This window comes from Porticoccus sp. (assembly GCA_023261185.1).
Classification (GTDB): Bacteria; Pseudomonadota; Gammaproteobacteria; order Pseudomonadales; family Porticoccaceae; genus Porticoccus; species Porticoccus litoralis.
In genome coordinates this window covers 41,340-68,318 of record JALRJN010000064.1, presented here as the reverse complement: position 1 = coordinate 68,318, position 26,979 = coordinate 41,340, and the positions used below count along the sequence as shown (strand labels likewise).

At 54.5% G+C, this 26,979-nt stretch carries 26 protein-coding genes and 1 pseudogene; 18 read left to right on the top strand and 9 right to left on the bottom strand.

The features are described 5' to 3' along the window. Positions 1-105 precede the first annotated feature (105 nt). Positions 106-819 (bottom strand): annotated as a pseudogene (locus tag ACYZYZ_RS06170) (ammonium transporter); the annotation flags it as partial. A 346-nt stretch (positions 820-1,165) separates the two neighbouring features. Here ACYZYZ_RS06170 and ACYZYZ_RS06165 point away from each other — a divergent pair. From ACYZYZ_RS06165 to ACYZYZ_RS06150, 4 genes are read left to right on the top strand one after another with little or no spacing between them, the layout of a single operon-like run. Next, positions 1,166-1,435 carry a DUF4404 family protein gene (locus ACYZYZ_RS06165; RefSeq protein WP_305169636.1) on the top strand — a complete coding sequence of 90 codons (270 nt, stop codon included), beginning with the start codon at positions 1,166-1,168 and terminating at the stop codon, positions 1,433-1,435. 16 nt (positions 1,436-1,451) lie between these two features. After that, the gene (locus ACYZYZ_RS06160; protein ID WP_461483636.1) at positions 1,452-2,216 is read left to right on the top strand and encodes an SPOR domain-containing protein; all 765 of its coding nucleotides are present in this window, start codon (positions 1,452-1,454) and stop codon (positions 2,214-2,216) included. Beyond that, entirely contained in the window at positions 2,209-2,589 is a 381-nt protein-coding gene (locus ACYZYZ_RS06155) for a thiol-disulfide oxidoreductase DCC family protein (protein ID WP_461483635.1), read from the top strand. Before ACYZYZ_RS06160 ends, ACYZYZ_RS06155 begins: the two co-directional genes overlap by 8 nt. After that, on the top strand, positions 2,589-2,924 hold the full coding sequence (locus ACYZYZ_RS06150; RefSeq protein ID WP_305169633.1) for a cupin domain-containing protein: 336 nt from the start codon (positions 2,589-2,591) through the stop codon (positions 2,922-2,924). Before ACYZYZ_RS06155 ends, ACYZYZ_RS06150 begins: the two co-directional genes overlap by 1 nt. 6 nt (positions 2,925-2,930) lie before the next feature. Here ACYZYZ_RS06150 and ACYZYZ_RS06145 read toward each other — a convergent pair whose 3' ends face one another. The 4 genes from ACYZYZ_RS06145 to ACYZYZ_RS06130 form a co-directional block, all read right to left on the bottom strand. Then, entirely contained in the window at positions 2,931-3,896 is a 966-nt protein-coding gene (locus ACYZYZ_RS06145) for a GIDE domain-containing protein (RefSeq protein ID WP_461483634.1), read from the bottom strand. A 72-nt stretch (positions 3,897-3,968) separates the two neighbouring features. Then, the gene (locus tag ACYZYZ_RS06140; RefSeq protein WP_305169631.1) at positions 3,969-4,544 is read right to left on the bottom strand and encodes a LemA family protein; all 576 of its coding nucleotides are present in this window, start codon (positions 4,542-4,544) and stop codon (positions 3,969-3,971) included. Between the two features lie 159 nt (positions 4,545-4,703). Beyond that, entirely contained in the window at positions 4,704-6,368 is a 1,665-nt protein-coding gene (ettA, locus tag ACYZYZ_RS06135) for an energy-dependent translational throttle protein EttA (RefSeq protein ID WP_461483633.1), read from the bottom strand. Between the two features lie 185 nt (positions 6,369-6,553). Further along, entirely contained in the window at positions 6,554-7,159 is a 606-nt protein-coding gene (locus ACYZYZ_RS06130; protein WP_461483632.1) for a delta-class carbonic anhydrase, read from the bottom strand. A gap of 411 nt (positions 7,160-7,570) precedes the next feature. On the opposite strand from ACYZYZ_RS06130, the gene katG reads away from it, so the two are divergent. Next, the gene (gene katG, locus ACYZYZ_RS06125; protein WP_461483631.1) at positions 7,571-9,799 is read left to right on the top strand and encodes a catalase/peroxidase HPI; all 2,229 of its coding nucleotides are present in this window, start codon (positions 7,571-7,573) and stop codon (positions 9,797-9,799) included. 199 nt (positions 9,800-9,998) lie between these two features. Next, positions 9,999-11,246, top strand: coding sequence for a cation:proton antiporter (locus ACYZYZ_RS06120; protein WP_461483630.1), 1,248 nt, complete (start codon positions 9,999-10,001; stop codon positions 11,244-11,246). A gap of 95 nt (positions 11,247-11,341) precedes the next feature. On the opposite strand, the gene ACYZYZ_RS06115 is transcribed toward ACYZYZ_RS06120, so the two are convergent. Then, positions 11,342-11,620: a hypothetical protein gene (locus tag ACYZYZ_RS06115; RefSeq protein WP_461483629.1), complete on the bottom strand. Its 279-nt coding sequence runs from the start codon at positions 11,618-11,620 to the stop codon at positions 11,342-11,344. A gap of 206 nt (positions 11,621-11,826) precedes the next feature. Here ACYZYZ_RS06115 and ACYZYZ_RS06110 point away from each other — a divergent pair, with 206 nt between their 5' ends. Then, positions 11,827-12,642: an SDR family NAD(P)-dependent oxidoreductase gene (locus ACYZYZ_RS06110; RefSeq protein WP_461483628.1), complete on the top strand. Its 816-nt coding sequence runs from the start codon at positions 11,827-11,829 to the stop codon at positions 12,640-12,642. A gap of 96 nt (positions 12,643-12,738) precedes the next feature. On the opposite strand, the gene ACYZYZ_RS06105 is transcribed toward ACYZYZ_RS06110, so the two are convergent. The 3 genes from ACYZYZ_RS06105 to ACYZYZ_RS06095 all read right to left on the bottom strand — a co-directional run bounded on the left by ACYZYZ_RS06105 (position 12,739) and on the right by ACYZYZ_RS06095 (position 15,271). Next, complete coding sequence (locus tag ACYZYZ_RS06105) at positions 12,739-13,677, bottom strand: SPFH domain-containing protein (protein ID WP_461483627.1); 939 nt, start codon at positions 13,675-13,677, stop codon at positions 12,739-12,741. Positions 13,678-13,735: 58 nt separating this feature from the next. After that, positions 13,736-14,275: a hypothetical protein gene (locus tag ACYZYZ_RS06100; protein ID WP_461483626.1), complete on the bottom strand. Its 540-nt coding sequence runs from the start codon at positions 14,273-14,275 to the stop codon at positions 13,736-13,738. 264 nt (positions 14,276-14,539) lie between these two features. Continuing rightward, positions 14,540-15,271 (bottom strand): FadR/GntR family transcriptional regulator, encoded by a 732-nt coding sequence (locus ACYZYZ_RS06095; RefSeq protein ID WP_461483625.1) that lies wholly within the window; start codon positions 15,269-15,271, stop codon positions 14,540-14,542. A gap of 183 nt (positions 15,272-15,454) precedes the next feature. On the opposite strand from ACYZYZ_RS06095, the gene ACYZYZ_RS06090 reads away from it, so the two are divergent. From ACYZYZ_RS06090 to ACYZYZ_RS06040, 11 genes are all read left to right on the top strand, one after another. Beyond that, positions 15,455-18,898 carry a methylmalonyl-CoA mutase family protein gene (locus tag ACYZYZ_RS06090; RefSeq protein ID WP_461483624.1) on the top strand — a complete coding sequence of 1,148 codons (3,444 nt, stop codon included), beginning with the start codon at positions 15,455-15,457 and terminating at the stop codon, positions 18,896-18,898. Positions 18,899-18,996: 98 nt separating this feature from the next. Beyond that, positions 18,997-20,256: a serine hydroxymethyltransferase gene (gene glyA, locus ACYZYZ_RS06085; protein ID WP_461483623.1), complete on the top strand. Its 1,260-nt coding sequence runs from the start codon at positions 18,997-18,999 to the stop codon at positions 20,254-20,256. 139 nt (positions 20,257-20,395) lie between these two features. Then, positions 20,396-20,869 carry a transcriptional regulator NrdR gene (gene nrdR, locus ACYZYZ_RS06080; protein WP_461483622.1) on the top strand — a complete coding sequence of 158 codons (474 nt, stop codon included), beginning with the start codon at positions 20,396-20,398 and terminating at the stop codon, positions 20,867-20,869. Positions 20,870-20,874: 5 nt separating this feature from the next. Next, positions 20,875-21,984 (top strand): bifunctional diaminohydroxyphosphoribosylaminopyrimidine deaminase/5-amino-6-(5-phosphoribosylamino)uracil reductase RibD, encoded by a 1,110-nt coding sequence (gene ribD, locus ACYZYZ_RS06075; protein ID WP_461483621.1) that lies wholly within the window; start codon positions 20,875-20,877, stop codon positions 21,982-21,984. A gap of 31 nt (positions 21,985-22,015) precedes the next feature. Continuing rightward, positions 22,016-22,624 (top strand): riboflavin synthase, encoded by a 609-nt coding sequence (locus ACYZYZ_RS06070; RefSeq protein WP_461483620.1) that lies wholly within the window; start codon positions 22,016-22,018, stop codon positions 22,622-22,624. 37 nt (positions 22,625-22,661) lie between these two features. Beyond that, positions 22,662-23,774 (top strand): bifunctional 3,4-dihydroxy-2-butanone-4-phosphate synthase/GTP cyclohydrolase II, encoded by a 1,113-nt coding sequence (gene ribBA / locus ACYZYZ_RS06065; protein ID WP_461483619.1) that lies wholly within the window; start codon positions 22,662-22,664, stop codon positions 23,772-23,774. 48 nt (positions 23,775-23,822) lie between these two features. After that, positions 23,823-24,293 (top strand): 6,7-dimethyl-8-ribityllumazine synthase, encoded by a 471-nt coding sequence (gene ribH, locus ACYZYZ_RS06060; RefSeq protein ID WP_305169615.1) that lies wholly within the window; start codon positions 23,823-23,825, stop codon positions 24,291-24,293. A gap of 10 nt (positions 24,294-24,303) precedes the next feature. Beyond that, complete coding sequence (gene nusB / locus ACYZYZ_RS06055) at positions 24,304-24,744, top strand: transcription antitermination factor NusB (protein WP_461483618.1); 441 nt, start codon at positions 24,304-24,306, stop codon at positions 24,742-24,744. Between the two features lie 30 nt (positions 24,745-24,774). Continuing rightward, positions 24,775-25,740: a thiamine-phosphate kinase gene (thiL, locus tag ACYZYZ_RS06050; protein WP_461483617.1), complete on the top strand. Its 966-nt coding sequence runs from the start codon at positions 24,775-24,777 to the stop codon at positions 25,738-25,740. A 55-nt stretch (positions 25,741-25,795) separates the two neighbouring features. After that, positions 25,796-26,284 carry a phosphatidylglycerophosphatase A family protein gene (locus tag ACYZYZ_RS06045; protein WP_461483616.1) on the top strand — a complete coding sequence of 163 codons (489 nt, stop codon included), beginning with the start codon at positions 25,796-25,798 and terminating at the stop codon, positions 26,282-26,284. Positions 26,285-26,306: 22 nt separating this feature from the next. Beyond that, positions 26,307-26,945 (top strand): retropepsin-like aspartic protease family protein, encoded by a 639-nt coding sequence (locus tag ACYZYZ_RS06040; protein ID WP_461483615.1) that lies wholly within the window; start codon positions 26,307-26,309, stop codon positions 26,943-26,945. Positions 26,946-26,979: the final 34 nt, after the last annotated feature.

Below are 26,979 nucleotides of genomic sequence, written 5' to 3'. Positions count from 1 at the left end.
TTTAAAGCGTATAGGCTTTCAGGTGAATGGTTTAAGCCAGCAAAAGCTATATTTGATAAAATAAACAGCTTTAAAAAAGGAGCAAAATAACATGAGTATTATTGACCATCCGACTCTCATGCCGGCACCGGCAACGGTCATGGTCAGGTTGTGTGGCATCATCGGTTGGTGCTGGAAGCCGCGGCGGTTGCCAATCACCAGTGCGGCCACCAGTGCGCCGACACCGGCAGTGATGTGTACAACGGTACCGCCGGCAAAATCCAGCAGGCCCATTTCACCCAGCCAGCCGCCGCCCCAAACCCAGTGGGTGACGGGCGCATAGACCGCCAGCAACCAGATGCAGCTGAAAATCAGTACCGCAGAAAATCTCATGCGCTCGGCAAACGCACCGACGATCAGAGCCGGGGTGATAATAGCGAAAGTCATCTGGAACATGGCAAAGACAGATTCCGGAATGTCTCCCGACAGGGAGCCTTCCATCACATTGCCCAGCATGAAATTGCTCAGGTTGCCAATCCAGGCATTGGCTGAGCCGCCATCGCCAAAGGCAAGGCTGTAGCCACAGATCATCCAGATTAGCGATGCCGCGCAGGTAATGGCAAAGCACTGCATCAGCACCGACAGGGAGTTTTTAACCCGCACCAGCCCGGCATAAAACAGTGAAAGCCCGGGTATGGTCATAAACAGCACCAGTGCTGTGGCGGTAATGATCCAGGCGGTGTTTGCACCATTGAGTTCGTCGGCGTGGGCCATCAGTGGTGACAGCAACAGCAAAACCAGAGCCGCTCGAATCGATAAGAGAGTTTTCGTTATTGTCATAATGTTAATCCCGTTTTCTGCACCATAGGCAGTGCATACAAGACCCCCTCAGACCGGGGCGTTTGTTATTTTCAGCCTCTGTTGGGCGTGCGCCGTAAGTTTCTCAAAAGCTGTGACAGAAATCTAAAAAAATGACTATGATGTTCATCATTTTTAATGGTGCTCGGGTAATTCACGGTCATAGGGGCGGTTTCGCCGCCGGTCGCCCATGTGCAGACTAACGTGCCAGCTCCCTAAAGGGCATATACTAAAGACAGAGAAACCTGTCGGAAAAGATTGTCGCGGGCGGGATGCAAAGGTGGTTGCTGCAGCGATGGTAATCCGGCACAACGAGGAGATTTTGATCATGGCAAATGAAGAACTTCGCGACCAGCTGACTCAGTTACATGACGAGCTGGAAAAGGCCAAAAACATTTCCCGGGAAGAGCGGGATGTATTTGGAAACCTGATGTCCGATATGGTGAAAATTGCCCAGGGCAGTGAAATGCCCGAAGAGCATCATCTCACTCTGCGTGAAAAACTTGAGCAGAAAGAAAGTGAATTCGAAATCGATCACCCGCGCCTGGCTGGAGTGATTCGGCAGGTTCTGGATGCGCTGAATCGCATGGGCATCTGATAGGCAGTTGTGTAGCATGATGAAGTATCGCGCCATTGGTCTGCTGCTGGGTAGCAGTCTGTTGGTGGCTTGCGCCTCCCAGAGTCCCCCGGACGAACCCTACGTCGGCTGGGTGTGTGATGGACCCCGCAACAGCGACAACTGGTCCTGCGTTATGCAGGGCGAGAACGGCGATGAGGCAATAGCGGCTACACCTGCAAGTAGCACCGATTCAGCGGTCGAGCCGGAACAAGTTTCGACATCCGTAAAAGCGACACAGGTTGTCGGGTTGCCCAGCCGGGATTGGCGTGAACAGCTACCCAGCATGACGGCGACCCCGCTGCACCAGGAAGGGGCTCGGCCAACCGTGAAGCCGACAGCAAAGCGCTCGCCAAGGGTGGCAAAGCCCGTGTCAGAGGTTTGGTCGGAGCCGGAGAAACATAGTCCGTCCCAGCCAGTGGTGGTCAAGGCCATGGCCGAGCCCTTGCAGCCGGTGAAGGGAATAGATGTTTCCGGTGCCCGCTCAGGGTATACCCTGCAACTGGGTGCATTCGCCGATAACGATCAATTGCAGAGTTTTCTCTCAAGTCACAAGCTGGCGGATTTGCCGGTACATCGCTCCCAAACCTATAGCCGGAAGCAACTCTGGCAGGTTTTGACCTGGGGTGAATTTGCATCCCCGGAAGAGGCTCGTAGTGCCTGGCGCAAAATATCCGAGCGTTATCCCGGTATTGAGCCCTGGGTCAGATCAGTCAGCTCACTGGATAACACAGCCCAAGCTGCCGCAGAAGTGGATGGCTAAACAAGCCACAAATAAACCTGAAAAACTGACCGTCTATTTCGACGGGGCCTGCCCGACCTGTGTGCGCGACCGGGACAACTACCAGAAACTCAGTGGAAAAAATAACAATGTCTGCTGGGTGGATATCACCGGTGCAGATGACACGCTAAACGCTTTGGGTATTGATCCCCGCAAAGCGCTCACGGAGTTGCATGTGCAGGATGAACAGGGCAACATCAGTTCAGAAATTGATGCCTACCGTTTGTTGATGGCGCGGGCGACACTGCTCAAGCCTATCGGTTGGCTGATTGGCTTGCCGGTCATACGACCACTGGTCAGTCGAATGTATCGTTGGTGGGTGCACCGCCGACTAACCCGAGAAGGAAGAATTTGATGGCGTCAAATAGCCCGGTGACGGTGGGCAACCTTTTTTCAAATATCCCGGTCATCACCATGGATGAGTTGTTCGAGGATGTGATTGTCACCGACTTTACCCGCATTCAGCGCATTATCTCCCGCGGCCAGAGTTCCCCCGAGGGTTTCTGGTATGACCAGCCGGAAAATGAGCTGATTATCATCATGCAGGGGCGGGGTAAGCTGGAGTTCGACAACGGCGAATACATGACCATGGAAGTGGGTGACTATGTGGCCATTCCGGCCCACCGCAAGCACCGTGTGGCCTGGACTGACCCCGACACAGAAACCATCTGGCTGGCGGTTTTTTACTAAACCCGGCTAGCCCAGCAGGCGAGCGCCAAGCAACCAGCTGGCCATTGATCCCGCCGCCAGAAACCCGCCTGAATACAGCAGGGCTCCGCGCCGAAAACGGCTGCTGAGCTTTTCCTGTTCGGCGCTGCCAATAATGAACGGCAGCCCTTCGTGACGGGGTTTTGCCAGTTGGTGCTGCAGGGGTTGCCCCGATATTTCTGACTGTTGGCGTCGTGCTTCATCCAGAGCCGCCTCGCGGACAAGCTGCCATTCTCTCGCATCCAGTTGTCCATCGTTATTGTGATCAAATTTTTCCAGCAGTGCGGCGAAATCCCCTTTCCAGGTGCGCAAAATGTCACCCTGTATCTGTTCCGGGGTGAGACTGCGCTGGCCGGCACGGTCGCTGACGAAATCACCCAGGGCATAAATAGGGTCACCCTCCAATATCAGGTATTCCGTATAGCGGTAGCGGCCCGAAAAACCAATGGATGTCTTCAGGCCGAGAAAATTGTTCCGGTGTCGGGGCGGCACCAGCAAGCTGACGGGGCGGCGTGTACTGCCATACCAGACATGATGGTGTCGGCAGCTGATATCTGCGCCCTCGGGGTCAATTTCACAAACTCCAGTATTGTCGCGTAGGTTGAAAGGCTGTTGGTAGGCGTGCTTCTCCACGGTCACCCAGTGGCTGGATTTGCCGGAACGCTGGTATTTCTCAATGGTGTAACGCCACCAAACACAGGGTGAGCCGCTCAGCGGGGATGAAAGTGTGATGCCCCGGTTTTCGGCCACGCCGATCAGTTCCGTATAGCCCTGGCTGGCGGAGCGAATTTTCGATGTCGGCATATCCTCGATCAGACGCGCACGTTTGAACTGTCGATGCCCTTTTCTCAAGCTGAAAAGAGAAATGCCGGAGGTGACGGCTAGCCACAGGGCGAATTCTATCGACGGCATATGACGCACACAGTCGGCACAAAACAGGCTGGCCAGATCCATTCAGACTAAGCCCATGGGTTGGTATCCGTCACAGCGGTGTTAACAGAGACTGGTAGAGTGACGTGAAGGGCTTCAGGAATGAAACAGTCCCTTGATGTCCACATCGGTGGTTTCCTCATCACTGAATTCCAGCAACTCTTTCGGGCCAAACTTGAAAAAATTGGCCACCAGCACATCTGGAAACTGTTCAATGCGAGTGTTGTTCTGGTTGACCACGTCGTTATACAGCTCGCGGCGGTCGGCAATGCCGTTCTCCAGGTCTGAGATACGAGCTTGCAGGTGACGGAAGGAATCGTTGGCTTTCAGGTCGGGGTAGTTTTCCGCCAATGCAAACAACTGTCCCAGGCCTTTGCGTAGAGTGGTTTCTGCAACACCCAGTGCGGCAAGGTCGTTGTTGGAGGCGGCGTTGGAAACCATGTTGCGAGCACTGATGACGCGCTCCAGGGTAGCCTGCTCGTATTCCATATATTCCTTACAGGTGGCGACCAGCTTCGGCAGCTCCTCATGGCGTTGTTTGAGCAGAATATCAATGTTGGACCATGCCTGAGAAACACGGTGCTTCAGAGCCACCAGATTGTTGTAGAGGGTAATGATGTATCCGGCGACGAGTATCACCAGGCCCAGAAGAATAAAAATAAAAACAGTCATGGCGCGTCCCTGAAAAGATTCCGGTTTTCAGAATAGGTATTTTGCCTGAAGTGGGCAACTGTCTGGCGGGGAAACGCGCAGTGGATCACAGCTGCGGTTTCTATTTGGGCCCTGAAATTCCCGCACCACCGGTAGCGGCGGTGCGGGTAAAGACCATGATCAGCTTTTCAGGCGCTTGTATTTCATGCGCTGGGGTGTGGCATTTTCGCCGTTGCGCTTGATGAAATCTTCATGGTACTCGGTGTAGTCGCCCTCGAAGAACACCACTTCACTGTTGCCCTCGTAGGCGAGGATATGGGTGGCGATACGGTCCAGGAACCAGCGATCGTGAGAAATCACCAGCACACAGCCGGGAAAGTTCTGGATGGCTTCTTCCAGGGCGCGCAGGGTTTCCACGTCCAGGTCATTGGATGGTTCGTCGAGCAGCAGCACGTTGGCACCCTGCTTCAGGGTATTGGCCAGGTGCAGTCGGCCGCGTTCACCGCCGGACAATTCGCCGACGCGCTTCTGCTGGTCGCTGCCTTTGAAGTTGAAACGACCCACGTAGGCCCGTGACGGTACCTGGTAGTTGCCGATATGCAGGATGTCCTGGCCATCGGATACTGCTTCCCAGACTGTTTTCTTGTCATCAAGATTTTCGCGGCTCTGTTCCACAAAGGCGACTTCCACGGTCTCTCCCAGGGTGATCGTGCCGCTGTCTGGTTGTTCGGTACCGGCAATCATGCGCAGCAGGGTGGATTTACCGGCGCCGTTACCCCCGACAATACCCACCACAGCGCCCTTCGGCACACTCAGGGTGAGGTTGTCGATCAGCAATTCGTTGCCAAAACTTTTGCACACACCGTCAAGTTCGATCACTTTGTCCCCGAGGCGCGGACCCGGTGGAATATAGATTTCGTTGGTTTCGTTGCGGGCCTGGAATTCCTGGGAATTCATTTCGTCAAAGCGGGCCAGACGGGCCTTGTTCTTGGCGTGGCGGCCTTTCGGATTTTGGCGTACCCATTCCAGTTCGTGCTTGATGGTGCGCTGGCGGGCATCTTCCTGCTTCTGTTCCACTTCCAGGCGTTGTTCCTTAGCTTCCAGCCAGGTGGTGTAGTTACCCTCGTAGGGGATGCCGTGGCCACGGTCCAGTTCGAGAATCCAGCCAGCGACGTTGTCGAGGAAGTAGCGGTCGTGGGTGACCGCGACCACGGTGCCGGGAAATTCCTCAAGGAATTTTTCCAGCCAGAATACGGATTCCGCATCCAGGTGGTTGGTGGGTTCGTCGAGTAAAATCATGTCGGGTTTTGACAGCAGCAGGCGGCATAGCGCGACCCGACGCTTTTCACCACCTGAAAGCTTGGTGACGTCCGCATCCCACGGCGGCAGACGCAGGGCGTCGGCAGCTACCTCCAGCGTATGGTTCAGGTTGTGGGCGTCCCAGGCTTCAATAATGTTTTCCAGCTCGCCCTGGCGTTTTGCCAGCTTGTCAAAATCCGCATCCGGTTCCGCGTAGGCGGCATAGACCTCATCCAGTCCCTTCAGGGCGTCCACCGCTTCGCGCACACCGTCCTCGACATTGCCGTGCACGTCTTTTCCCGGGTCAAGCTGTGGTTCCTGGGGCAGGTAGCCGACCTTGATGTCGGGCATGGGCCGGGCTTCGCCCTGAATATCGGTGTCGATACCGGCCATAATTTTCAGCAGGGTAGATTTACCGGCACCATTCAGTCCCAGTACGCCGATCTTGGCGCCGGGGAAGAAAGACAGAGAGATATCCTTGAGGATCTGGCGTTTGGGTGGAACAACTTTCCCCACCCGGTTCATGGTGTAAACGTATTGAGCCATTGGGTAACTTGCCTGAGTCTATTTATCTGTGTTGCGCCGGAAAATTCCCGGCCCTGAGCAAGTTTGGGATTGTAGCGGAAACTGGGTATTGCCAGAAGCTATCGGCAGAATGAAAGAAGCCGGGCGAAAAAGCCCGGCTTCCCATATCGCGGCGGGTTATGCCGCGCGATTACACAGCGGGTGTGTTATTCAATATCCGACAGCAACTTCGGATTGGTCACCAGCTTGCGAACGCCGTGCGCGTGGTCCTCGTCAAAGGTGTTGCCCTTACACCATTCGCCAACTGTGTTGATATCGAGCTTGGCACACTGGGGGCGGACACTCCAGGTGACCTGGTAGGGTGAACAAACCGCTTCGGTGTAACTCGGGCCAGTGGTGGAACCCAGGAACTGAACCGGTGTGCCGGTGTTGGTGGGCAGGTCGCTGGCCTGTTCCAAGTCGTTGAAGTCAAGGGCGCTGGGGTCATTCACCAGGGTGAACACCTGGGTTTCAACGCGCAGTTCCGGGTTGCCACATCCTTTGGAGAGACATGAACTCAGCGTTGGCCCAGGCTCAACATCACAGGTGGTGTGTACCCAGTGTACCTCGATGGTATCACCCGGTTTCAACTCGCTGTGATCACCCTCTCCCTTATAAATGGAGAAAGCCTTGGCCTTGTGTTCGGCCCCTTCGTGGAAGTGGATGTTACACAGGTTAATTTCTGAGGCGGGTTTTGCCAGAGAAAATTTTACAGGGTTTCCCCGGCCTTCTGGTCGATGTCGCGGGGAGTTTGGGGGCCAAACCCTTCGCATGTTGCTTTGCTGGCTGCTTCTCCTGCGTGGGCGGTGCCGAACAGGAATGTGAGTGACATGAGTGAAATAACTACCTGTTTCATAATAATTTGTCCATTTATGTATTTATTTACAAGCAAATAACAATCGTATGTTAATAGTTGTAATATGTTGTAAAAGTTAAATTTTTTTACGACTTGGTTGATAGTTGGTGTAAAAAAAAGCAGCTAATACAACAATTATTAACATAAAGTGGAAATTAAAATTTTTTAGCGTCTATTTTTTCCTTCTCGCTATACACTCTGAGACGGGCTTTGTGTTCTCTAATAAAGAAATTCTATTCACCCCATAGCACTAACAAAATATCGCAACAGCTATTTGCCAACTATATTTCTATCTTGGATAGATCATAAATCGAGGGGAAACAATTCAATGAAAACGATAACCATACCTGTGCTCACGGCATTGGCCGTCATCATGTCGCCGGTGGCGACAACGGTGCATGCCGAACCCATGCACGCGGATACCATGTCCAATGAATTCTGGTGGCCAGACCGGCTGGACCTCGGCGCGTTGCGTGCACATGACGCCCGCTCCAACCCGATGGGCGCTGATTTTGACTACGCCAAGGCCTTTGAAAAGGTAGACCTAGATGCGCTGAAAGCGGACATCGCCAAGGAAATGACCACCTCGCAGGATTGGTGGCCCGCTGACTGGGGCACCTACGCAGGCCTGTTTATTCGCATGGCCTGGCACAGTGCCGGTACTTACCGTGCGCAAGATGGCCGTGGTGGTGCTGATGGAGGTCAGCAACGTTTTGAGCCGCTGAACAGCTGGCCGGACAACGCCAACCTCGACAAGGCGCGTCGCCTGTTGTGGCCGGTGAAGAAAAAATATGGTCGTGATGTTTCCTGGGCCGACCTGATGGTGCTGGCTGGTAACGTCGCGCTGGAAAAAGCGGGCTTCAAGACATTCGGCTTTGCCGGTGGTCGTGCCGATGACTGGGAAGCTGACCTGGTGTACTGGGGTCCGGAAACCAAATGGTTGGATGACAGCAAACGCTACAGTGGCAAGCGTGATCTTGAAAACCCGCTGGCGGCTGTACAGATGGGTCTGATTTACGTGAACCCAGAAGGCCCTACCGGCCACACCGGTGACCCAATTGCCGCCGCTGCGGATATCCGTGACACCTTTGGCCGCATGGGCATGAACGACGAGGAAACCGTTGCCTTAATCGCCGGTGGTCACACCCTGGGTAAAACCCACGGTGCCCGAGGTCCGGGTAAGTGTGTTGGTGCAGACCCGGCTGGCTCGGCTTTGGAAGAGCAGGGCTTGGGTTGGAAAAACACCTGTGGCAAGGGTAATGCTGAAGACACCATTACCAGTGGTCTGGAAGGTGCCTGGACACCCACGCCTACCCAGTGGACCACGGCCTTCCTGCAAAACCTGCTGAACTTCGAGTGGGAAATGACCAAGAGCCCGGCGGGTGCTGTGCAGTGGATACCCAAAGACAAGGCCCTTCACGAATTGGCCCCGGATGCTCACATCGAAGGTAAACGCAACCCGATTGTGATGTTGACCACAGACCTGTCACTGCGTGAAGACCCTGCCTATCGCAAGATCTCCGAGCGTTTTGCCAAAAACCCGGATGCCTTCAACGACGCCTTTGCCCGCGCCTGGTTCAAATTGACCCACCGCGACATGGGTCCAAGTGCCCGTTATGTCGGTGGCGAAGCGCCTAAAGACGTGTTGATCTGGCAAGACCCGGTACCGGCGGTTGATCACAAGCTGGTGGATGATAAGGATGTTGCCAGTCTCAAGGGCAAGATTCTCGATTCCGGTCTGACCGTGCCTGAGCTGGTAAGAACTGCCTGGGCCTCTGCGTCAACATTCCGTGACACGGATATGCGCGGTGGTGCCAATGGTGCGCGGATTCGTCTTGCTCCCCAGAGCAACTGGGCGGTGAACGATCACGACGAGCTGGTGAAAGTGATTGGCAAGCTGATGGCTATCCAGAAGGATTTCAACGGCGCCCAGAAGGGCGGCAAGAAAATCTCACTGGCTGACCTGATCGTACTGGGCGGTGCCGCAGGCATTGAAAAAGCTGCTAAGGATGCGGGTCATAACGTGACCGTGCCCTTCCATCCCGGCCGCACTGATGCTTCCCAGGAACAGACTGACGTTGAGTCATTTGCCTACCTGGAGCCTGCCGCTGATGGTTTCCGTAACTACTATGGCAAAAACAGCCGCTTGTCCCCTGCAGAAATGCTGATCGACAAGGCAGACCTGCTGAGCCTGACCGTCCCGGAAATGACCGTGTTAGTCGGTGGTATGCGTGCGCTGAACGCCAATGCTGGCGGCAGCAAGCAGGGTGTGTTCACCGACAAACCCGGAACTTTAAGCAATGACTTCTTTGTCAATCTGCTGGACATGTCCACCCAGTGGCAGAAGTCTGATAAAGCCGGTGTTTACGACGGTGTTGATCGCAGCTCCGGCAAGAAACGCTGGTCTGCTTCTCCGGTAGACCTGGTGTTTGGTTCCAGCTCTGAGTTGCGTGCCGTTGCTGAGTTCTACGCGGCGGACGATGCCAGTGGCCAGTTCGTTAACGACTTCGTTGCGGCCTGGACCAAGGTGATGAATCTGGATCGTTTTGAAATGTAATCATCACTTCAAAATAGCCTTGGTAAGCCAGAGTTGACATCAACAACTGGCGATACCACCCACAATAGGGCCCTATAGGGCCCTGTTTTTGTTGAGGTAAATCAGTAAAGGTGCGAGTTTTTTCTGTGTGATGGATCGTCTTTGTTCCGCTCTCGGCCCTATCGTTGGATAATGATTTTCAGGTCCCAGGAGCTTCACCATGCACGATTTGTCATTGCTGGCCATTATCTGGCTGGGAGTTTTTGCCGCATCTTTTGCTGCCCATCACACCCGGCTGACCCCAGTACTCTGGTACCTGTTTTTCGGTGCGATCATGGTCAATCTCGGTTGGCTACCGGAACAAATGCCGGTCTTTATCCAGGATTTTTCGGAGTTGGGCATCATTCTTATCATGTTTGCCCTGGGGTTTGAGGAAAATACCGGCAATTTTCTCAGCAGTATCAAGCGCAGTTGGGGTATCGCCTTTTTTGGCGCGGTGGTGCCATTTACGGTGGCGTATTTTGCCACTCTCTATTTCTGGGGCGACAACAACATGGCCCTGCTTTGTGGGTTGGCCATGACCGCCACAGCCGTCTCGCTGACCATGGTGTCACTCAAAACCGAAGGGCTCAGCAAAACCCCGGCAGCCACCGGCATTATGACCTCTGCGGTGTTGGACGACATCGCCTCCCTGGCGCTGGTGGCCGTGATGGTGCCCATGGCCACAGGGGAGGCCAGCCTGTCGTTTGCGGGTATCGCACTGGTAGTGGGTAAAGCGCTGATGTTCTTTGTGCTGATTACCTTTCTCGGCGCCTGGCTGTTCCCCGCCAGTGAGGGTTGGGTTGCGAGAATTCCTTTTATCGGTCGTTTCAGTCTGCGTCAGATCTTGTCCATGGCACGCGGCGAATACACGGTGCTGGCGCTGCTACTGGTAGCGGTTCTGGTGGCGATCACCGGACACCATTTCGGCTTTCACCCGGCAGTGGGAGCCTACATGGCGGGCCTGGTGATCAAGCGGGAATACTTTGATTTCCACCCAGGTGAACAGATCGACTTTCACGGCCAGGCCAAACAGATTATCGATAACGTGGCTTTCTCATGGATTGGCCCCGTGTTTTTTGTCTCTCTCGGCACCAAACTGGTATTTGATTTCGACGTATTTATTTCCGTGTTGCCCCAGGGCTTGTTGCTATTCGTTGGCCTGTTTTTGGGGCAGGTGCTCTCCGCATCACTCGCGGCGCGCTATACCGGCAGTTTTGATTGGCCTGCGAGCTGGATGATCGGTTTTGGCATGCTGGGACGAGCCGAGCTGGCGTTTGTGGTCATGGATATCGCCTATGTTCAATACCACATCATGACGGTCGACGCCTTTTACACACTAATGCTCTGTGCCTTCCTGCTGAATGTATCCGTTCCGCTCACCATCCGTTGGTGGAAGAAAAAATATGGTGAGGCTGCTTATACCTGATGCCAACAGCAGTTGTTGTGCGGTGTTGCTCAGCTATTAGAACGTTGCCGGTGGGCGGTGAAAAGTAACAGTTTTTCCAGGGCGGGGTTCTGGTATCACCGGCTTTTCCAGATTCTGGCCACGGCCCGCTCGTTGCCCAGCCAGCCAACAATTTCGCACACTGAGCCCACCACAAAAAATACCGTGGTGGGAAGAAGCCCGGCGGTAGCCTCTGCAGTGATTGACGCGAACAGGCAGCCGGATGATAGCAGCAGAAACAGCAGGCCCAAGGCAATCAGAATTTTTCGGTGGGATGATCGATAAACGTATTCATCGCTGCCAGATTCAAATGGGTTAAGCACCGGGGCAAACAGTTTTCGGAGGAGTGCTCTCATGATGGGCCTTGATCAGCGTAAAAAAGAAGGTGTTCATCATACCGCAATTGTCGTCAGGCACGCGGTGATTCAACAACGAGAGATCAATGTTATTGGGTCGCGTCAGTGCAGATGTGGATAGCAATAGGCGGTTAACGGGGACTGAACGTAATAACCCCAAAGGTTGCTATACTCTGCCACGCTCAAAAAAAGGTGGGAGTGATTAAATGCAGATTAAAGATAAAGTTGCAGTGATAACAGGTGCGGCCAGCGGCATTGGTCAGGCAGTTTCTACTCTGCTGGCCGAGCGTGGCGTCAAAAAAATCGCCGTGGTGGATATGACCGATCGTATCGACGCGGTGGCTGCCGATATCAATGCCCAGGCCGGGCGCGATTTCGCCGTGCCATTTCAGGGCAACGTCACCGATGCCGAGTTTCGCCAATCAGTTTATGACCAGATGGAAAAGGATCACGGGGTCGTCAGTATCTGCGTACCTGCCGCCGGTATCACCCGCGATGACCTCGCTGTACGCGTCAATAAAGAAACCGGCAAGGCCAGCATTTACCCGCAGGAAAATTTCGAAATGGTGGTCAACGTCAACCTGATCGCCCCGGTCTATTGGGCCATGGAATTGATCGCTCGTGTGGCCGAACACCGTGCCGCCAACGGCCTGAAAAAATGGGCCGCCGATGAAGGCGTGCAGGGTAATGTGGTCTTTATCGGCTCCATTTCCTCCCAGGGCAATAAAGGGCAGGTGTCTTACGCTTCCACCAAGGCGGGGCTGGAAGGTGCGGCCTCGACCCTGGCCAAAGAGGCCACCTTCCACGGTGTGCGTTGCGGCGTGATTCACCCCGGCTTTACCGATACCCCAATGGTCCGCGCCATGGGTGATGACTATATCGAGAAATATATTCTGCCCTTTACCCAGCTGGGTCGACTCATCAAACCCGAAGAAATAGCCGATGCTATCTGCTTTATGATTTCCAACTCGGTGGTTTCAGGGGAGCTCTGGGCGGATGCGGGGTGGCATCCTTCGGCTTGATAAGGAATGAAATGTTGGTGTTGTGAAGATTTTTGTCTCGCACTCAGATAAAAAAGCCGCGCATTGCGCGGCTTTTTTTTGCAGGACGGTTTGTAATCAATTTTTGCCTGTCTTTCGTAGATCTATCATCGGGATGTTTTCACCTCCGGCGTAGACAGGAAGAACGCCATTCCACTGTTCGACCCTCTTCAGTTCGATGTAGTTGGGCGACTGTGCCAAAGTTTTATTGATGACGTTAATCTTGTAGGCTTCTGCATCAGCCAACTCTTTAATTTTCTGTGCTTCCAGCTTGGCTGCCTTAAGTTCAGATTCCGCCTGCTTGACTTTTTGATCCTGCTCCGTGGCAAATCGCTCTAACTCAGCTTGCTGCTTTAAAACTTCCTGTTCTCTCTTCTTTGTTTCGGTGATGGCTGTTCGAATAACCTCTGGCAATTGAACATCACGTATGAGGATTGTTTCTATTTGCAACCCTTTTGGCGCTAGAAACTCTGCCAGGCCGAGTTGCAGGGTTTCCTGTAATTGCCGCTGAACTGCTTCCTTGAAAAAATCTTGGGATACAGCAACACCCTTGCCCTGCTCGCGAAGGATAGATCTAAGTTTTGGAATCATATGTACTTGAATCAGAGCTTCTGTTGTTCCGGTATTTCTTAATATGTCAGGTGCCATCTCGCCGACAGTCCTGTATTGAACCGAAACATCCGTTTTTGTGATGAGCTTGTCTTCTGCGGGAATGCCCGCGGTTTCCATGTGGGTTTTTTGTCTTAAATCAAATGCGGTGAATGCCAAAAGTGGATTTACAATATGTAAGCCTTCGCGATAGTTATTGTCTTGGACTTTCCCGAAGAGGGTGGCAACTTTTACATGGCCGGCAGGTACAGTGATCACGACCGACATCAAGAGCAATATGGCAGAGGCGCCCCAGCATAAATATCCGACTATATTGATCCTTCTTTCAGCAGGGGTTCCATTTGATTTATTTAAAACAATAATTGCCCAAATTATTAAAAATAAAACTGATAAAAATAATTTTGTCATATCGCAAAATCCTTTTTTCTAAATTAATCGCCATGCCATTAATGTTGGTTATTTTGTTTTATTCAGATTTTTTTCTTAAGAGTTCTAGCGGGAGGTCCCCAAGTCCTAGTATTCGGTCACCTGAAAAGGACATCGATGCCCTCATTGAAGCTGGTGACCCTGTAAAAAATATAACTACACCATCGCCGTAATTTGTATTTTTCTTTGGTGTATAACTTGCCGCTGGGAATTTATCACCCACATTGTAATAAATACTTGTGGTGGGATCTTTTTTAAGAAACTCTGTGATGATTGCATCTACTTGGCCACTGCCTGTTGGTTCATATCTGGCGACAGCAATAGCACTTGACTGTTGTATTTGTTCATCAATGCTTAATTCATGAAAAGAGAGTGGGCTCTTTTTAGTTGTTGTAGTACTTTTTGGTTGAAGCGAGGTAGATTGCTCTTGTGTTATTTCGACGTGATGGTTGTTTAAGTGTTCAAGTAGTGACTCCGATAGTAAAGGCTGTATAAAAAAAGTCGCTAGAAACCACAGAACAATAAATGAAATAGTGAAACCTGCTCCAAATACTAAGCCATTAATAAATTTTTTGAACATGCATATTCCTTTTTGCATACTGTTCACGGTTAAGTCGTGGCAGAGCTATACGACCAGATAGGCTGTACGTTGATGTAAGCTCTTTGAGGCTAAGCCCGGTGTCTGAAAAGGTGATTTGTTTCAATTAGAAATGACATCCTGTCTCATTCTTTTTGCTGTCCCTGCCGTGTTGTGTTGTCTGAGAGGTATCACAATTGGTTATATTTCGGAAATATAACCTATCGAGCTATCAATGGGTATAAACAACAATTTTGAAATTGTGGTTTACCCCTGCACCGGCTGATCAAATCCCAGATTGCCCATTTCAATACCGCGGCGGAAGTCGCGCATATGCTTTTCCATCCACTCTTCGGCTTTGTCCTGATCGCCCGCACAAATGGCATCGTAGACATGTTGGTGAGCCACCAAAATGCGTTCACCCGGTGACAGGGCGCGAATGATGGCGCCCCAGGCGGGGTAGAACAGCTCGTTGAGAGGGGCGCGGGCCAGCAGCAGGGCATTGTTGTGGGTGGCTTCGGCGACCAGGTTGTGAAATTCGATTTCTACTTTCAGCAGCGCGTCGTGGTTGTCCATCACCTGTTCGGTAAGCGCCAGGTTATCTGCCAGCAACTGCTTTTCTTCGTCGGTAGCCGACAGGCAGGCCAGTTTGCCAGCCAGGGGCTCTAGCCCCATGGCCACCTGCCAGAGTTCTTCGTAGGTGACCTGGTGCATCAACATGGCGGAACTGACGGAGCGGCCCACGGCTTCCATGCCAGGTAGGGTGACGACCAGCCGTTTGCGTCCGGCGCGGCCGAGGATGCCGCCGTGTTCCAGCAGCCGGATGGCTTCCCGTACGGTGGAGCGGGTGACGCCAAACTGTTCTGCCAGATCGGTTTCGGTGGGTAGCAGGTCTCCCGCGGCAATCTCACCACTGACAATGGCGTTGCGGATCTTTTCGCTGACCACTTTGTAGGCGGGTTGGTGGGCGAGGCGGTCAAAGCTGACGGATGTTGGCATGTTGTGTGGTTCCTTTGCGGGCTTCCGGTACCGCGATAAACAGTCAATAGGGCGAGAATAGCAGACTTTTCCATAATTGACATATTGTCCGACAATATGTCAGCATTCTTTGGTCTATTAATAATAGGCGGGGTTTCCCTTGTCCGACGTTGGTGCCCCGCAACTGCGATCTCGGGGGTATTCATGACTGCTGTCATACCAGAACAACAGCAACAACCGGCGGCTGACACCACGCCGCTACGCATTGTGACCGCGGCTTCACTGTTTGATGGTCACGATGCCGCCATTAATGTGATGCGACGGCTGATTCAGGCCAGTGGCGTGGAGGTGATTCACCTTGGCCACAACCGCAGTGTTGACGATGTAGTGCGGGCGGCGATTCAGGAAGATGCCGATGCGATTGCCATCAGCTCATACCAGGGCGGGCACATGGAGTATTTCCGCTACATGATGGCACTGTTGCAGGAGCACAATGCCGGGCACATTCAGGTGTTTGGCGGCGGTGGCGGCACTATTACCCTGGAAGAAATTGCCGAGCTGGAAGCGGCCGGGGTGAACCGTATTTACCACCCCACCCACGGTATGGAAATGGGTCTGACCGGCATGATCGAGGACCTGGTGGCTCGGGCGCGGCAGGCGCGGGCCGCGACGCTGTCGCCATCTTCCCCGAACATCGATGATGAAATTGCCGTGGCGCAGATGATCTCTGCCATCGAGGAAGGGGCTGTGTCCGACGCCGAACTGGCGCGGCTGAAAAAAACCTGGCAGCTGGCTGCGGGGAACACCCCAGTGGTTGGTGTGACCGGTACTGGTGGGGCAGGCAAGAGCAGTACGGTGGATGAGTTGTTGAGCCGTTTTTTGTTGCATCGCCCGGACATGCGCATTGCCGTGCTGGCGGTGGACCCGACGCGCCGCCGTACCGGCGGGGCGTTGCTCGGCGATCGCATCCGTATGAACAGCCTGTCATCAACGCAAATTTATATGCGCTCCATGGCTACACGCCGCCAGCATCTGGCCACCAGCGAAATGCTCGGAGACGTTACCCTGTTTCTGAAATCCCTCGGCTACGATTTGGTGCTGGTGGAGACCGCCGGTATCGGCCAGAGCGATTCCGAGATTGTCGATTTGGTGGATTTCTCCCTGTACATCATGACCAGCGACTACGGCGCGGCCAGCCAGTTGGAAAAGATCGACATGATCGATTACGCCGACATGGTGATTCTCAACAAATACGACAAGCGCGGTGCCGAAGATGCCCTGCGGGATATTCGCAAGCAGTGGCAGCGCAATCGCAATGCATTTGATGTCAGTGGCGACCAGATTCCGGTGTATCCCACCATCGCCAGCCAGTTCAACGACCCCGGTGTGAATCGAGCCTTCTTCCACCTGTGCCGCTTGCTGGTGAACAAGGCAGGTCTGGATGAGCAGCGTTGGTTGCCGCCCTCCGGTGATGAGCTTGAGGAATCACGGTCTGTAGCGTTAATTCCCGGCAGCCGGGTGCGCTATCTGGCGGAAATCAGTGAAAGTGCCCGACAGGTGAAAGCCCGAAATGTGCAGCAGGCGGAACTGGCAGCCACGGCTTACCACCATTACCAGGTGCTAGGTGAGTTGGATGATCCACAGCGCCCGGAACCCCTGGGGCTTTACCCTGCGTCCGCGTTAACCGATGGTGAAGTGGACAACACCTTGCGCACCCTGCGCCAGCGTTATAACGCGGCAGTTTCCGATCTCAGTGGTGAATCCATTCGCTTGTTACAGGAATGGCCCACCCGAAAGACTGGAGTTGAGGCCGACCAGTACTGTTACCAGGTGCGCGGTAAGGACATCACGGGTGATAACTATGTGGAATCCCTCAGTCACCTGAAGATTCAGAAAATTTCACCGCCGCCCTACAAGGACTGGGGTGAACTGCTGGCCTTCCTGCTGGCGGAAAACCTGCCCGGCAGTTATCCCTACACCGCCGGAGTCTTTCCCTATCGGCGTGCGGGGGAAGATCCCACCCGCATGTTTGCCGGCGAGGGTACGCCGGAGCGTACTAACCGCCGTTTCCATTACCTGTCACGGGGGCAGGCCGCTGCACGACTGTCCACCGCGTTTGATTCGGTGACCCTGTACGGCGCTGATCCGGACCCACGTCCCGATATCTGGGGCAAGGTGGGTAATTCCGGGGTGTCGATCGCCACGCTGGACGACATGAAGAAACTCTATTCCGGTTTCGACCTGTGTGCGCCGACCACCTCCGTGTCGATCACCATCAACGGTCCGGCGCCGATGATTCTGGCGTTCTTTATGAACACCGCCATCGATCAGCAGGTGGAGAAATACCTCAAAGAAAATAATCTCTGGGATGAGACACAGCAGAAACTCGATGCCTGGTTCGGCGACAAACCGCGCCCTCAGTACGCCGGTGACTTGCCCGAGGGGCACAGTGGCCTGGGCCTGGCGCTGCTGGGTATCAGCGGTGACAAGCTGGTGGATGCCGAAACTTATGCACGCATCCGTGCCGAAACCCTGGCGGCGGTGCGCGGCACTGTGCAGGCGGATATTCTCAAGGAAGATCAGGCCCAGAACACCTGTATTTTCTCCACAGCCTTTGCCCTGACCATGATGGGTGATGTGCAGGCATTCTTTATCGACAACAAGGTGCGCAACTACTACAGCGTGTCGGTGAGTGGCTATCACATCGCCGAGGCCGGGGCGAACCCGATCTCGCAGTTGGCGTTTACCCTGTCCAATGGCTTTACGCTGGTGGAGTATTACCTGGCGCGGGGCATGAAGGTGGATGACTTTGTACCCAACTTCAGCTTCTTCTTCTCCAACGGTATGGACCCGGAGTACACGGTGATGGGGCGGGTGGCGCGGCGCATCTGGGCGCGGGCCATGAAAGAACGCTACGGGGCCAGCCCCCGCAGCCAGATGTTGAAATATCACATCCAGACCTCCGGTCGCAGCCTGCATGCGCAAGAGATGAGTTTCAACGACATTCGCACCACGTTGCAGGCGCTTTACGCGATTTTCGATAACACTAATAGTCTGCATACCAATGCCTACGATGAGGCGATTACCACGCCGACGACGGAATCCGTGCGCCGTGCGGTAGCGATCCAGATGATTATTAACAAGGAGTTCGGGCTCAACTTCTGCGAAAACCCCTGGCAGGGTTCGTTTATCGTCGAGCAACTGACCGATCTGGTGGAAGAGGCGGTGTACGCCGAGTTCGAACGAATTTCCGAGCGCGGCGGGGTGCTGGGAGCCATGGATACCATGTATCAGCGCGGTAAAATTCAGGAAGAGAGCATGTATTACGAGCATCGTAAGCACGATGGCTCTTTGCCGTTGATTGGAGTCAATACGTTCCTGCCGGAAGCCGGTGCTGAGGAAACTATTGAAGGCCGCGAACTGGCTCGTTCCGATGATGCTGAAAAGCAGCAACAGGTCGAAAACCTCAATGCCTACAAGGCGCTGCACCACGGACAGTGTGATGAAGCCCTGAAGCAGTTACAGCAGGTGGTGCTGAGTCGAGGCAATACCTTTGAATGCCTGATGGACGTGGCCAAGAGTTGCTCCCTGGGGCAGATGAGTGAGGCACTTTACCGGGTGGGTGGGCTGTACCGACGCAATATGTAAATTCCGGGGTCGTTTAGGGCATTTTTAGCGTGGGATTCACTGGTGGATTTGTGTACAATTTACGCTCTTTTTTCAGGCCAACCACCAGTGTGAGATCCATGTTCGATAAAGACGTCACCATTGCCAGTTTTGACCCGGAAATCTGGGCTGCCATCCAGCAGGAAGAGCAGCGCCAGGAAGAGCATCTTGAGCTGATCGCTTCCGAGAATTACACCAGTCCCGCTGTTATGGCGGCTCAGGGTACCAAACTCACCAACAAGTACGCCGAGGGCTATCCCCACAAGCGTTATTACGGCGGTTGTGAGTTTGTCGACGAGACGGAAGAGCTGGCCATCGAACGGGTCAAGCAACTGTTTGGTGCGGGTTTTGCCAACGTGCAACCACACTCCGGTTCACAGGCCAACAGTGCCGTGTACCAGGCCCTGTGCCTGCCCGGTGACACTGTGCTGGGTATGAGTCTCGATGCCGGTGGTCACCTGACCCACGGTGCCAAGCCAAACTTCTCCGGCAAGATCTACCATGCTGTGCAGTACGGGTTGAACCCGGAAACCGGCCTGGTCGATTACGACCAAGTGGAAGCCCTGGCCCAGGAACACAAGCCGAAAATGATCGTCGCCGGTTTCTCCGCCTATTCCGGCATCCTCGACTGGCAGCGTTTCCGCGATATCGCCGACAAAGTTGGCGCTTATCTGATGGTGGATATGGCCCACGTAGCCGGCCTGATTGCCGCAGGCGTTTACCCGAACCCGATGCCGTTTGCCGATGTGGTGACGTCTACCACTCACAAAACCCTGCGCGGTCCGCGTGGAGGCATCATCCTCACCAACAGCGAAGATCTGGCCAAGAAGATCAACTCTGCGGTATTCCCCGGTGGTCAGGGTGGCCCACTGTGCCATGTGATCGCAGCCAAGGCAGTCTCCTTCAAGGAAGCCATGAGCGATGAGTTCAAGACCTACCAACAGCAGGTTGTGAAGAATGCCAAAGCGATGGCGGCCACGTTCATGGAGCGCGGCATTAACATCGTCTCCAAGGGTACAGAGAACCACCTGATGCTGGTGGACCTGATCGGCAAGGAATACACAGGTAAGGATGCGGACGAGGCCCTCGGTCGCGCCTATATCACCGTCAACAAAAACGCGGTGCCCAATGATCCCCGTTCACCCTTCATTACTTCCGGCTTGCGTGTGGGCACGCCCGCGATCACTACCCGCGGTTTCAAAGAGGAAGAGAGCGTGCAGCTGGCTCACTGGATCTGCGATGTGCTGGACAGCCTGGAGAATGGCACTTCTGAAGAAGTGATTCCTGCGACCAAGGCCAAGGTGTTGGAGATCTGTGGCCGTTTCCCGGTATACAGCTAAGCCTTGTTAAAGTCTCTCGTGGCCCCGCTTAGGCGGGGCTTTTTTGTCTTTCGCCCTATGCTGGTGAAACGGCGCTGCAAGCGGGCTGGCAGCCAAAATGTGGTACCATGCGCCCCAGTTCAAACAGGTGGCTTGAGCCATGCATTGTCCCTTCTGTAATGCCGATGAAACCAAGGTGATCGATTCGCGACTGGTGGCCGAAGGTGGTCAGGTGCGCCGTCGCCGTGAATGCTTGTCCTGCAAAGAGCGGTTTACCACCTACGAGATGCCGGAGCTATTGATGCCACGGGTGATCAAACAGGATGAAACCCGCGAACCCTTTGATGAAGAGAAACTGCGTGCAGGACTGCTGCGGGCGCTGGAAAAACGTCCGGTGAGCATTGAGCGCATTGAAGGTGCCATTTCACAGATTCAGCACCAGTTGCGGGCGACCGGTGAGCGTGAAGTAACCTCCCGTATGGTCGGTGAGCTGGTGATGGAACATTTACGGGAACTGGATGAAGTGGCCTATGTGCACTTTGCATCGGTTTACCGCAGCTTCCAGGACCTCAGTGAGTTCCGCGCCGAGCTGGACCGCCTGGAGCAAAACCTTCCTGAGAGCAGTAGGGATTGACGGTAATGTCAGACACCCTGGATGCCAGTCTCATGGCCAGGGCGGTTGAACTGGCCGCTCGGGGTTGTTACACGACTATGCCGAATCCCTCGGTGGGCTGTGTCATTGCCCATGGTGATCAGGTGGTGGGCGAGGGCTGGCATCGTCGTGCCGGAGAAGCCCACGCAGAGGTGAATGCTCTGGCGGTGGCCGGAGAGCTGGCTCGGGGTGCCACTGCCTATGTGACACTGGAACCCTGCAGTCATCAGGGGCGAACCCCTCCCTGTGCCAATGCCCTGATCAAGGCTGGTGTCAGTCGGGTGGTCTACGGTATGCAGGACCCGAACCCGAATGTGTCGGGCCGGGGGCTGGAAGCGTTGCGTCAGGCAGGAATTTTGGTTGATGGACCCGTGCTTGAAGCAGAAGCAATGACCTTGAATCCCGGTTTTATCAAACGACAGCGGCTCGGTTTGCCCTGGGTAAGGGTAAAACTGGCCATGAGCCTGGATGGTCGCACAGCTATGGCCAGTGGCGAGAGTCAGTGGATTACCGGGCCTGCTGCCCGTAGTGATGTGCAGCGTTTGCGGGCTCGCAGTTCAGCGATCATTACTGGTGTGGGCACCGTGTTACTCGATAACCCGGCCCTCACCGTGAGGCCGACCGAGTTGCATCTGGAAAATGCAGCAGATATTGCCCGGGACCAACCTCTGCGGGTGGTGGTGGACAGTAAGTTGCGTACCCCAAGGGATGCACAATTATTGACGGATGGCGGCGACACGCTGGTGGCTAGTGCCCAAAGGGGACAGCTGCCGGGCGCTGAGGTGGTGGTGCTGGACAACGGCAAAGGTCGGGTTGATCTGAAAGCGTTGCTGAAAGTGCTGGCCACCAGTGAATGCAATGAGGTGCTGGTTGAAGCCGGCGCCAAACTGGCAGGGGCATTTATCGCTGCAGGGCTGGCGGATGAGTTGATCATCTATATGGCCCCCAAACTGTTGGGCAGTCTGGCTCGGCCCCTGTTGGCACTGCCTCTGGAAAATATGTCCGATGCAGTGTCAGTTAAGATTGTGGATATTCAGCCCGTTGGGGATGACTGGCGTATTACGGCACATCCCGTTCCGGCACAGGGTATAAACTGAAAAGTCACGGGCGCAAGTGGAGAAAGCATAAGTGTTCACGGGTATTGTTGAAGCAGTTGGAGAAGTGGCGGCCTGCGAGGAAAAGGGCGGCGATCTGCGATTGCGGATAAAAACTAACGATCTGGGTATGAGCGATATCGCGCTGGGTGACAGCATTAGTACCAACGGTGTCTGTCTCACGGTGGTAGAAATGCCTGGTGATGGCTATGTGGCGGATGTCTCCGCAGAAACCTTGTCACTGACCACAGTGGGTGACTGGGGCGTGGGTACGAAAGTTAATTTGGAGAAGGCGCTGACTCCGCAAACGCGTATGGGTGGGCACATGGTGTCAGGCCACGTGGACGGGATCGGGGAGGTGGTAAGTCGCCATCCGGATGCGCGCTCAGAACGCTTCAGGCTACGTGCACCCCGTGAGCTGGCTAAATATATCGCCCACAAGGGATCCATCACGGTGGATGGCACCAGTCTCACGGTAAACAAGGTGGAAGGCGCTGAGTTCGAACTGAATATCGTGCCCCATACCCTTGAGAAAACGGTGATGGGCACCTATAGAGCGGGTACCCGCGTGAATCTGGAGGTGGATCTGATCGCCCGTTACCTGGAGCGCTTGCTGCAGGGTGATGGTGCGGCAGATGCCTGACAGACAAATACACAAACAAGATTGACGGCAATTGTTTATGGCTTTGAACAGTATTGAAGAACTGGTTGCGGATATTCGTCAGGGCAAGATGGTGATCCTGATGGATGATGAGGATCGCGAGAACGAGGGCGACCTGGTGATGGCCGCTACCATGGTGCGGCCTGAGGATATCAACTTTATGGCCACCCACGGACGTGGGTTGATCTGCCTGACCTTGTCCGAAGAGCGTTGCCAGCAGCTTAATCTGCCGTTGATGGTGGACTCAAACAAGTCTGGTCATGGTACCAATTTCACCGTTTCCATCGAGGCGGCCGAGGGTGTGACCACCGGTATTTCCGCTGCCGACCGGGCGCGCACCGTACAGGCTGCCGTGGCAAGCAATGCTCGCCCCCAGGATATTGTTCAGCCCGGACACATTTTCCCGTTGAGGGCAGAGCGTGGTGGCGTGTTGAGCCGCGCCGGGCATACCGAAGCAGGCTGTGATCTGGCGCGTATGGCGGGGTTCGAGCAAGCGGCGGTGATTGTCGAAATTATGAATGATGACGGTACCATGGCGCGCCGTCCCGACCTGGAGGCCTTTGCCGCCAGGCACAACCTGAAGATCGGCACCATTGCCGACCTGATCCACTACCGCCTGGTCACCGAGAAGACCATCAACTGCATCAACGAGCGTCCCATCCAGACCCATTACGGGGAGTTCGTTCTCAAGACTTACCTGGATAGTGCCCGCAACGAAAAGCACTTTGCGTTGGTGATGGGTGATGTGGCCAATGGTGAACCACCGTTGGTGCGTGTGCATATCAACAAGTCAGCCCGGGACCTGTTTGCCATGGAACCCGGTGACGGCTACCGCAGCTGGAGCTTGTCCCGCGCTATGGAGAAAGTGGCCGAGGAAGGCCGGGGCGTGGTGGTGTTTATCTACTATCCGGAAACTGCCGATGATATCGATGCCAGTGTGGACGAGATGCTCAGCAACTTGCCTTCGCAGCCTCAACGCGCTGCGGATGTGGTTTATCAGCAGGTGGGTACCGGCTCGCAGATTCTGATGGATCTGGGGGTACATAAAATGCGACTGATGAGCGCACCCTTCAGGTTTACCGGGATATCCGGTTTTGACCTGGAAGTGGTGGAATACATTAATTGTGATTGATGGCTGAGCGTTAGCGCAGCCAGGAACAGAAACAAGTCGGATAACAGCATGAGTGAATACCGGCCCGATGAGGGCAGCTTTAATATCGATGGTGCCAGAGTGGCGATTGCCGTCGCACGTTGGAACAGCCAGATCACCGAAAGTCTTTTGCAGGGTGCGCAGCGTGCATTACTGCGCCACGGCATTGCCGAAAAGGATGTGCATGTGTTCCGTGTGCCGGGGGCCTTTGAATTGCCTCTGGCCTGCAGCAAGCTGGCGCAGTCAGGCCGTTTCGATGCGGTGATTGCACTCGGTTGTGTGATCCGCGGTGGAACACCTCACTTCGAGTATGTCTCGGGGGAAACCACCCGGGGTATTGGCGAAGTCGCCCTGCGCGAAGGGCTGCCGATTGCATTTGGTGTGTTGACCACGGATACCCTGGCCCAGGCGCAGGAGCGTTCCGGCGACAATGCCGAAAACAAGGGTGAAGAAGCTGCGCTGACAGCGCTGGAAATGATTAGTCTGTTTCGCCAGCTATAGGAGCCAATACGTGTCACTTCCCTCTACCCGAAAGAAAGCCCGTCAACTGCTGGTACAGGCCTTGTATCAGTGGCAATTATCCGGCTCGGATCTGCACAGTATTGAAGCGGAATTTTTCACCGACAACGATATGCGCAAAGTGGACACCGAGTATTTTCGTGAGTTATTGCACGGTATTCCACAAAAGCTGGATGAAGTGGATGCCGCCTATGAAAGCCACCTCGACCGCCAGTCCAAGGATCTGGACCCAATCTCCAGGGCACTGTTGAGAATGGGTTGTTACGAGCTGTGTTTCCGGATTGATATTCCCTACAAGGTGGCCATCAACGAAGCTGTGAACCTTGCAAAAACCTTCGGCCCCACGGATGCCTACAAATACATCAACGGCATTCTCGATAAAGTGGCGGCTACCCATCGCGCTATTGAGGTCAAGGCCGAGCGGCGACGTTAATACGTCGTCGCACACCTGTTGCGGTGCCCCATGTCCCTGAGTGAATTTGCGCTGATTAAGCAGTACTTCTCTTCGGTGGGTGGTGTCGAGGGTGTGGCGCTGGGTGTGGGTGATGATGGGGCAGTGCTGGACATCAGCCCAGACCAGCAATTGGTGGTCAGTGTCGATACCCTGGTCGCCGGGGTTCATTTTCCGCAGGATGCCGCGCCTGAAGATATTGCTCACCGCACTTTACGGGTGAATCTCAGTGATATGGCAGCCATGGGGGCAGACGCCCGTTGGTTTACCCTTGCGTTGACTCTGCCGCAGGCCGAGCCTGATTGGCTGCAGGCCTTTTCCGAAGCGCTGGCCGAGGATGCCCAACATTTCGGCTGTGCCCTGGTGGGTGGCGATACCACTGCCGGACCACTGAGTATCTCCATTCAGATGATGGGCACTGTTTCAAGGGGGCAGGCGCTGGTCAGGGGTGGTGCGCAAGCTGGTGATGGTGTCTATGTCACGGGGACCCTGGGCGAGGGTGCAGCGGCGCTGCAAGTCTTTTCTCCCGGTTGTTCCTACAATGACTCCCAGCGAGAGGTGCTGCTAAAACGGTTTTATCGGCCAGAACCGAGGTTAACCGTGGGCAGGAAACTGCGGGGAGTGGCTTCGGCGGCCATCGATGTTTCCGACGGGCTGCTGGCAGATCTTGGGCATATCGCCGAGTGCAGTGGCTTGGGCGCTGAGCTACAGTTGCAACAGGTGCCAGTCGCACCTTGGCTAGCGGAAGCTGTTAACCCAGACCAATTGCAATCCTGGATACTCTCGGGCGGCGATGATTATGAGCTGTGTTTTACCGTGCCTGAGAGCAAGCAGTCTCTCGTTGATGGCATGATTCATCGTGGAGAGTTGCTGGCGACCCGGATTGGCCTTATGACATCAGAGCCTGGCATAGTCTGTCTCGATGCTGAGGGTCAGGTTCAGACGGTTGCCCGCAAGGGATATCAGCATTTTAATTGAGGTGGCTACGGGGTGTTCTCCCCCTGTTTTGATGTGCTCAACCGGCAGATAGATTATGGATCATCGCATTAACCCGAAGTTTTCCCAGCTGCTGAAAAACCCGGTGCATTTTCTGGCGTTTGGTTTTGGCAGTGGTTTGGCGCCGAAGGGGCCGGGTACGGCTGGCACTGTGGTGGCGCTTGTGCTGTGGCCATTGCTGGCAGCCCTGCCGCTCTATACCTATATCGGGGTGGTGGTTGCGGTGTCCCTGCTGGGTTTCTACCTCTGCGGTAAAACCGCTCGTGATATGGGGGTGCATGATCATCCCGGTATTGTCTGGGATGAAATAGCTGGTTACTGGTTGACCATGACTGCATTGCCAGCCTCCTGGTCCTGGGCATTGGCCGGTTTTGTCCTGTTTCGTCTGTTTGATATTTGGAAGCCGTGGCCCATTAGCTGGCTGGACCGCCAGGTGCATGGGGGGGTGGGTATCATGGTAGATGACCTGTTGGCAGGTTTGTTCGCCTGGGCGATACTGTTTTCTGCGTCGCAATGGATGATTTAGGGAATTGCCGGGGGTGCTGGCCATGAAGGGACTTGTCGTAGCATTTGTGTTGATGGGACTGTTCGCCAGTCCGTGCTGGGCGGCGGATATCCGTGTGAATGGCCTGTTTGGTGGCAGTGCAGTGCTGGTGATTAATGGCAAGCAGCGTTTGTTGAAGCAGGGTCAGACCAGCCCCGAGGGTGTAACGTTGATCGACAGCAACAGTCGCCGCGCTGTTGTCGAGTTTGATGGTAGGCAAATGACACTGGTCCTGTCGGACCATATTTCTTCCAGTTTTCAGGCCGCTGAAATGGCGGAGGTGAGAATCCCCCGGGCAGAAAATGGCCACTATTTTGTAAGCGGTTTTATCAATGGCCGTCCGGCAGATTTTATGGTGGATACAGGCGCCACTTCCATCGCCATGAATTTGCACCATGCCGAGCAGTTGGGCGTGAATTTTCGCCGCGGTCGCAAGGGCTCCGCCAGCACGGCAGGGGGTATCGTCAATGCCTACCATATACCGTTACAGAAACTGACTATCGGTAATATCACCCTGAACCAGGTGGATGCGACAGTCGTAGTTGGTGATTTTCCCTCACAGATTTTGTTGGGAAACAGCTTCCTCAGCCGTGTGGAAATGAGCGAAGAGGAAGGAGTGATGGTGTTGAGAACCAAGTTTTGATGAAATCCCTGTAGTGACAGAATCGTAAATGTGG

Excerpts from the sequence above, each read along its gene's own strand:
- ACYZYZ_RS06100 (WP_461483626.1), bottom strand. The coding sequence starts at position 14,275 with ATGTTCAAAAAATTTATTAATGGCTTAGTATTTGGAGCAGGTTTCACT.
- ACYZYZ_RS06120 (WP_461483630.1), top strand. The coding sequence starts at position 9,999 with ATGCACGATTTGTCATTGCTGGCCATTATCTGGCTGGGAGTTTTTGCC.
- ribH (WP_305169615.1), top strand. The coding sequence starts at position 23,823 with ATGAGTGAATACCGGCCCGATGAGGGCAGCTTTAATATCGATGGTGCC.
- ACYZYZ_RS06160 (WP_461483636.1), top strand. The coding sequence starts at position 1,452 with ATGATGAAGTATCGCGCCATTGGTCTGCTGCTGGGTAGCAGTCTGTTG.
- ribBA (WP_461483619.1), top strand. The coding sequence starts at position 22,662 with ATGGCTTTGAACAGTATTGAAGAACTGGTTGCGGATATTCGTCAGGGC.
- ACYZYZ_RS06165 (WP_305169636.1), top strand. The coding sequence starts at position 1,166 with ATGGCAAATGAAGAACTTCGCGACCAGCTGACTCAGTTACATGACGAG.
- ACYZYZ_RS06105 (WP_461483627.1), bottom strand. The coding sequence starts at position 13,677 with ATGACAAAATTATTTTTATCAGTTTTATTTTTAATAATTTGGGCAATT.
- ACYZYZ_RS06130 (WP_461483632.1), bottom strand. The coding sequence starts at position 7,159 with ATGCGAAGGGTTTGGCCCCCAAACTCCCCGCGACATCGACCAGAAGGC.
- ACYZYZ_RS06155 (WP_461483635.1), top strand. The coding sequence starts at position 2,209 with ATGGCTAAACAAGCCACAAATAAACCTGAAAAACTGACCGTCTATTTC.
- glyA (WP_461483623.1), top strand. The coding sequence starts at position 18,997 with ATGTTCGATAAAGACGTCACCATTGCCAGTTTTGACCCGGAAATCTGG.
- ACYZYZ_RS06095 (WP_461483625.1), bottom strand. The coding sequence starts at position 15,271 with ATGCCAACATCCGTCAGCTTTGACCGCCTCGCCCACCAACCCGCCTAC.
- ACYZYZ_RS06090 (WP_461483624.1), top strand. The coding sequence starts at position 15,455 with ATGACTGCTGTCATACCAGAACAACAGCAACAACCGGCGGCTGACACC.
- ACYZYZ_RS06045 (WP_461483616.1), top strand. The coding sequence starts at position 25,796 with ATGGATCATCGCATTAACCCGAAGTTTTCCCAGCTGCTGAAAAACCCG.
- ribD (WP_461483621.1), top strand. The coding sequence starts at position 20,875 with ATGTCAGACACCCTGGATGCCAGTCTCATGGCCAGGGCGGTTGAACTG.
- thiL (WP_461483617.1), top strand. The coding sequence starts at position 24,775 with ATGTCCCTGAGTGAATTTGCGCTGATTAAGCAGTACTTCTCTTCGGTG.
- ACYZYZ_RS06140 (WP_305169631.1), bottom strand. The coding sequence starts at position 4,544 with ATGACTGTTTTTATTTTTATTCTTCTGGGCCTGGTGATACTCGTCGCC.
- ACYZYZ_RS06040 (WP_461483615.1), top strand. The coding sequence starts at position 26,307 with ATGAAGGGACTTGTCGTAGCATTTGTGTTGATGGGACTGTTCGCCAGT.
- ACYZYZ_RS06150 (WP_305169633.1), top strand. The coding sequence starts at position 2,589 with ATGGCGTCAAATAGCCCGGTGACGGTGGGCAACCTTTTTTCAAATATC.
- ACYZYZ_RS06110 (WP_461483628.1), top strand. The coding sequence starts at position 11,827 with ATGCAGATTAAAGATAAAGTTGCAGTGATAACAGGTGCGGCCAGCGGC.
- ACYZYZ_RS06115 (WP_461483629.1), bottom strand. The coding sequence starts at position 11,620 with ATGAGAGCACTCCTCCGAAAACTGTTTGCCCCGGTGCTTAACCCATTT.
- katG (WP_461483631.1), top strand. The coding sequence starts at position 7,571 with ATGAAAACGATAACCATACCTGTGCTCACGGCATTGGCCGTCATCATG.
- nrdR (WP_461483622.1), top strand. The coding sequence starts at position 20,396 with ATGCATTGTCCCTTCTGTAATGCCGATGAAACCAAGGTGATCGATTCG.
- ettA (WP_461483633.1), bottom strand. The coding sequence starts at position 6,368 with ATGGCTCAATACGTTTACACCATGAACCGGGTGGGGAAAGTTGTTCCA.
- ACYZYZ_RS06145 (WP_461483634.1), bottom strand. The coding sequence starts at position 3,896 with ATGGATCTGGCCAGCCTGTTTTGTGCCGACTGTGTGCGTCATATGCCG.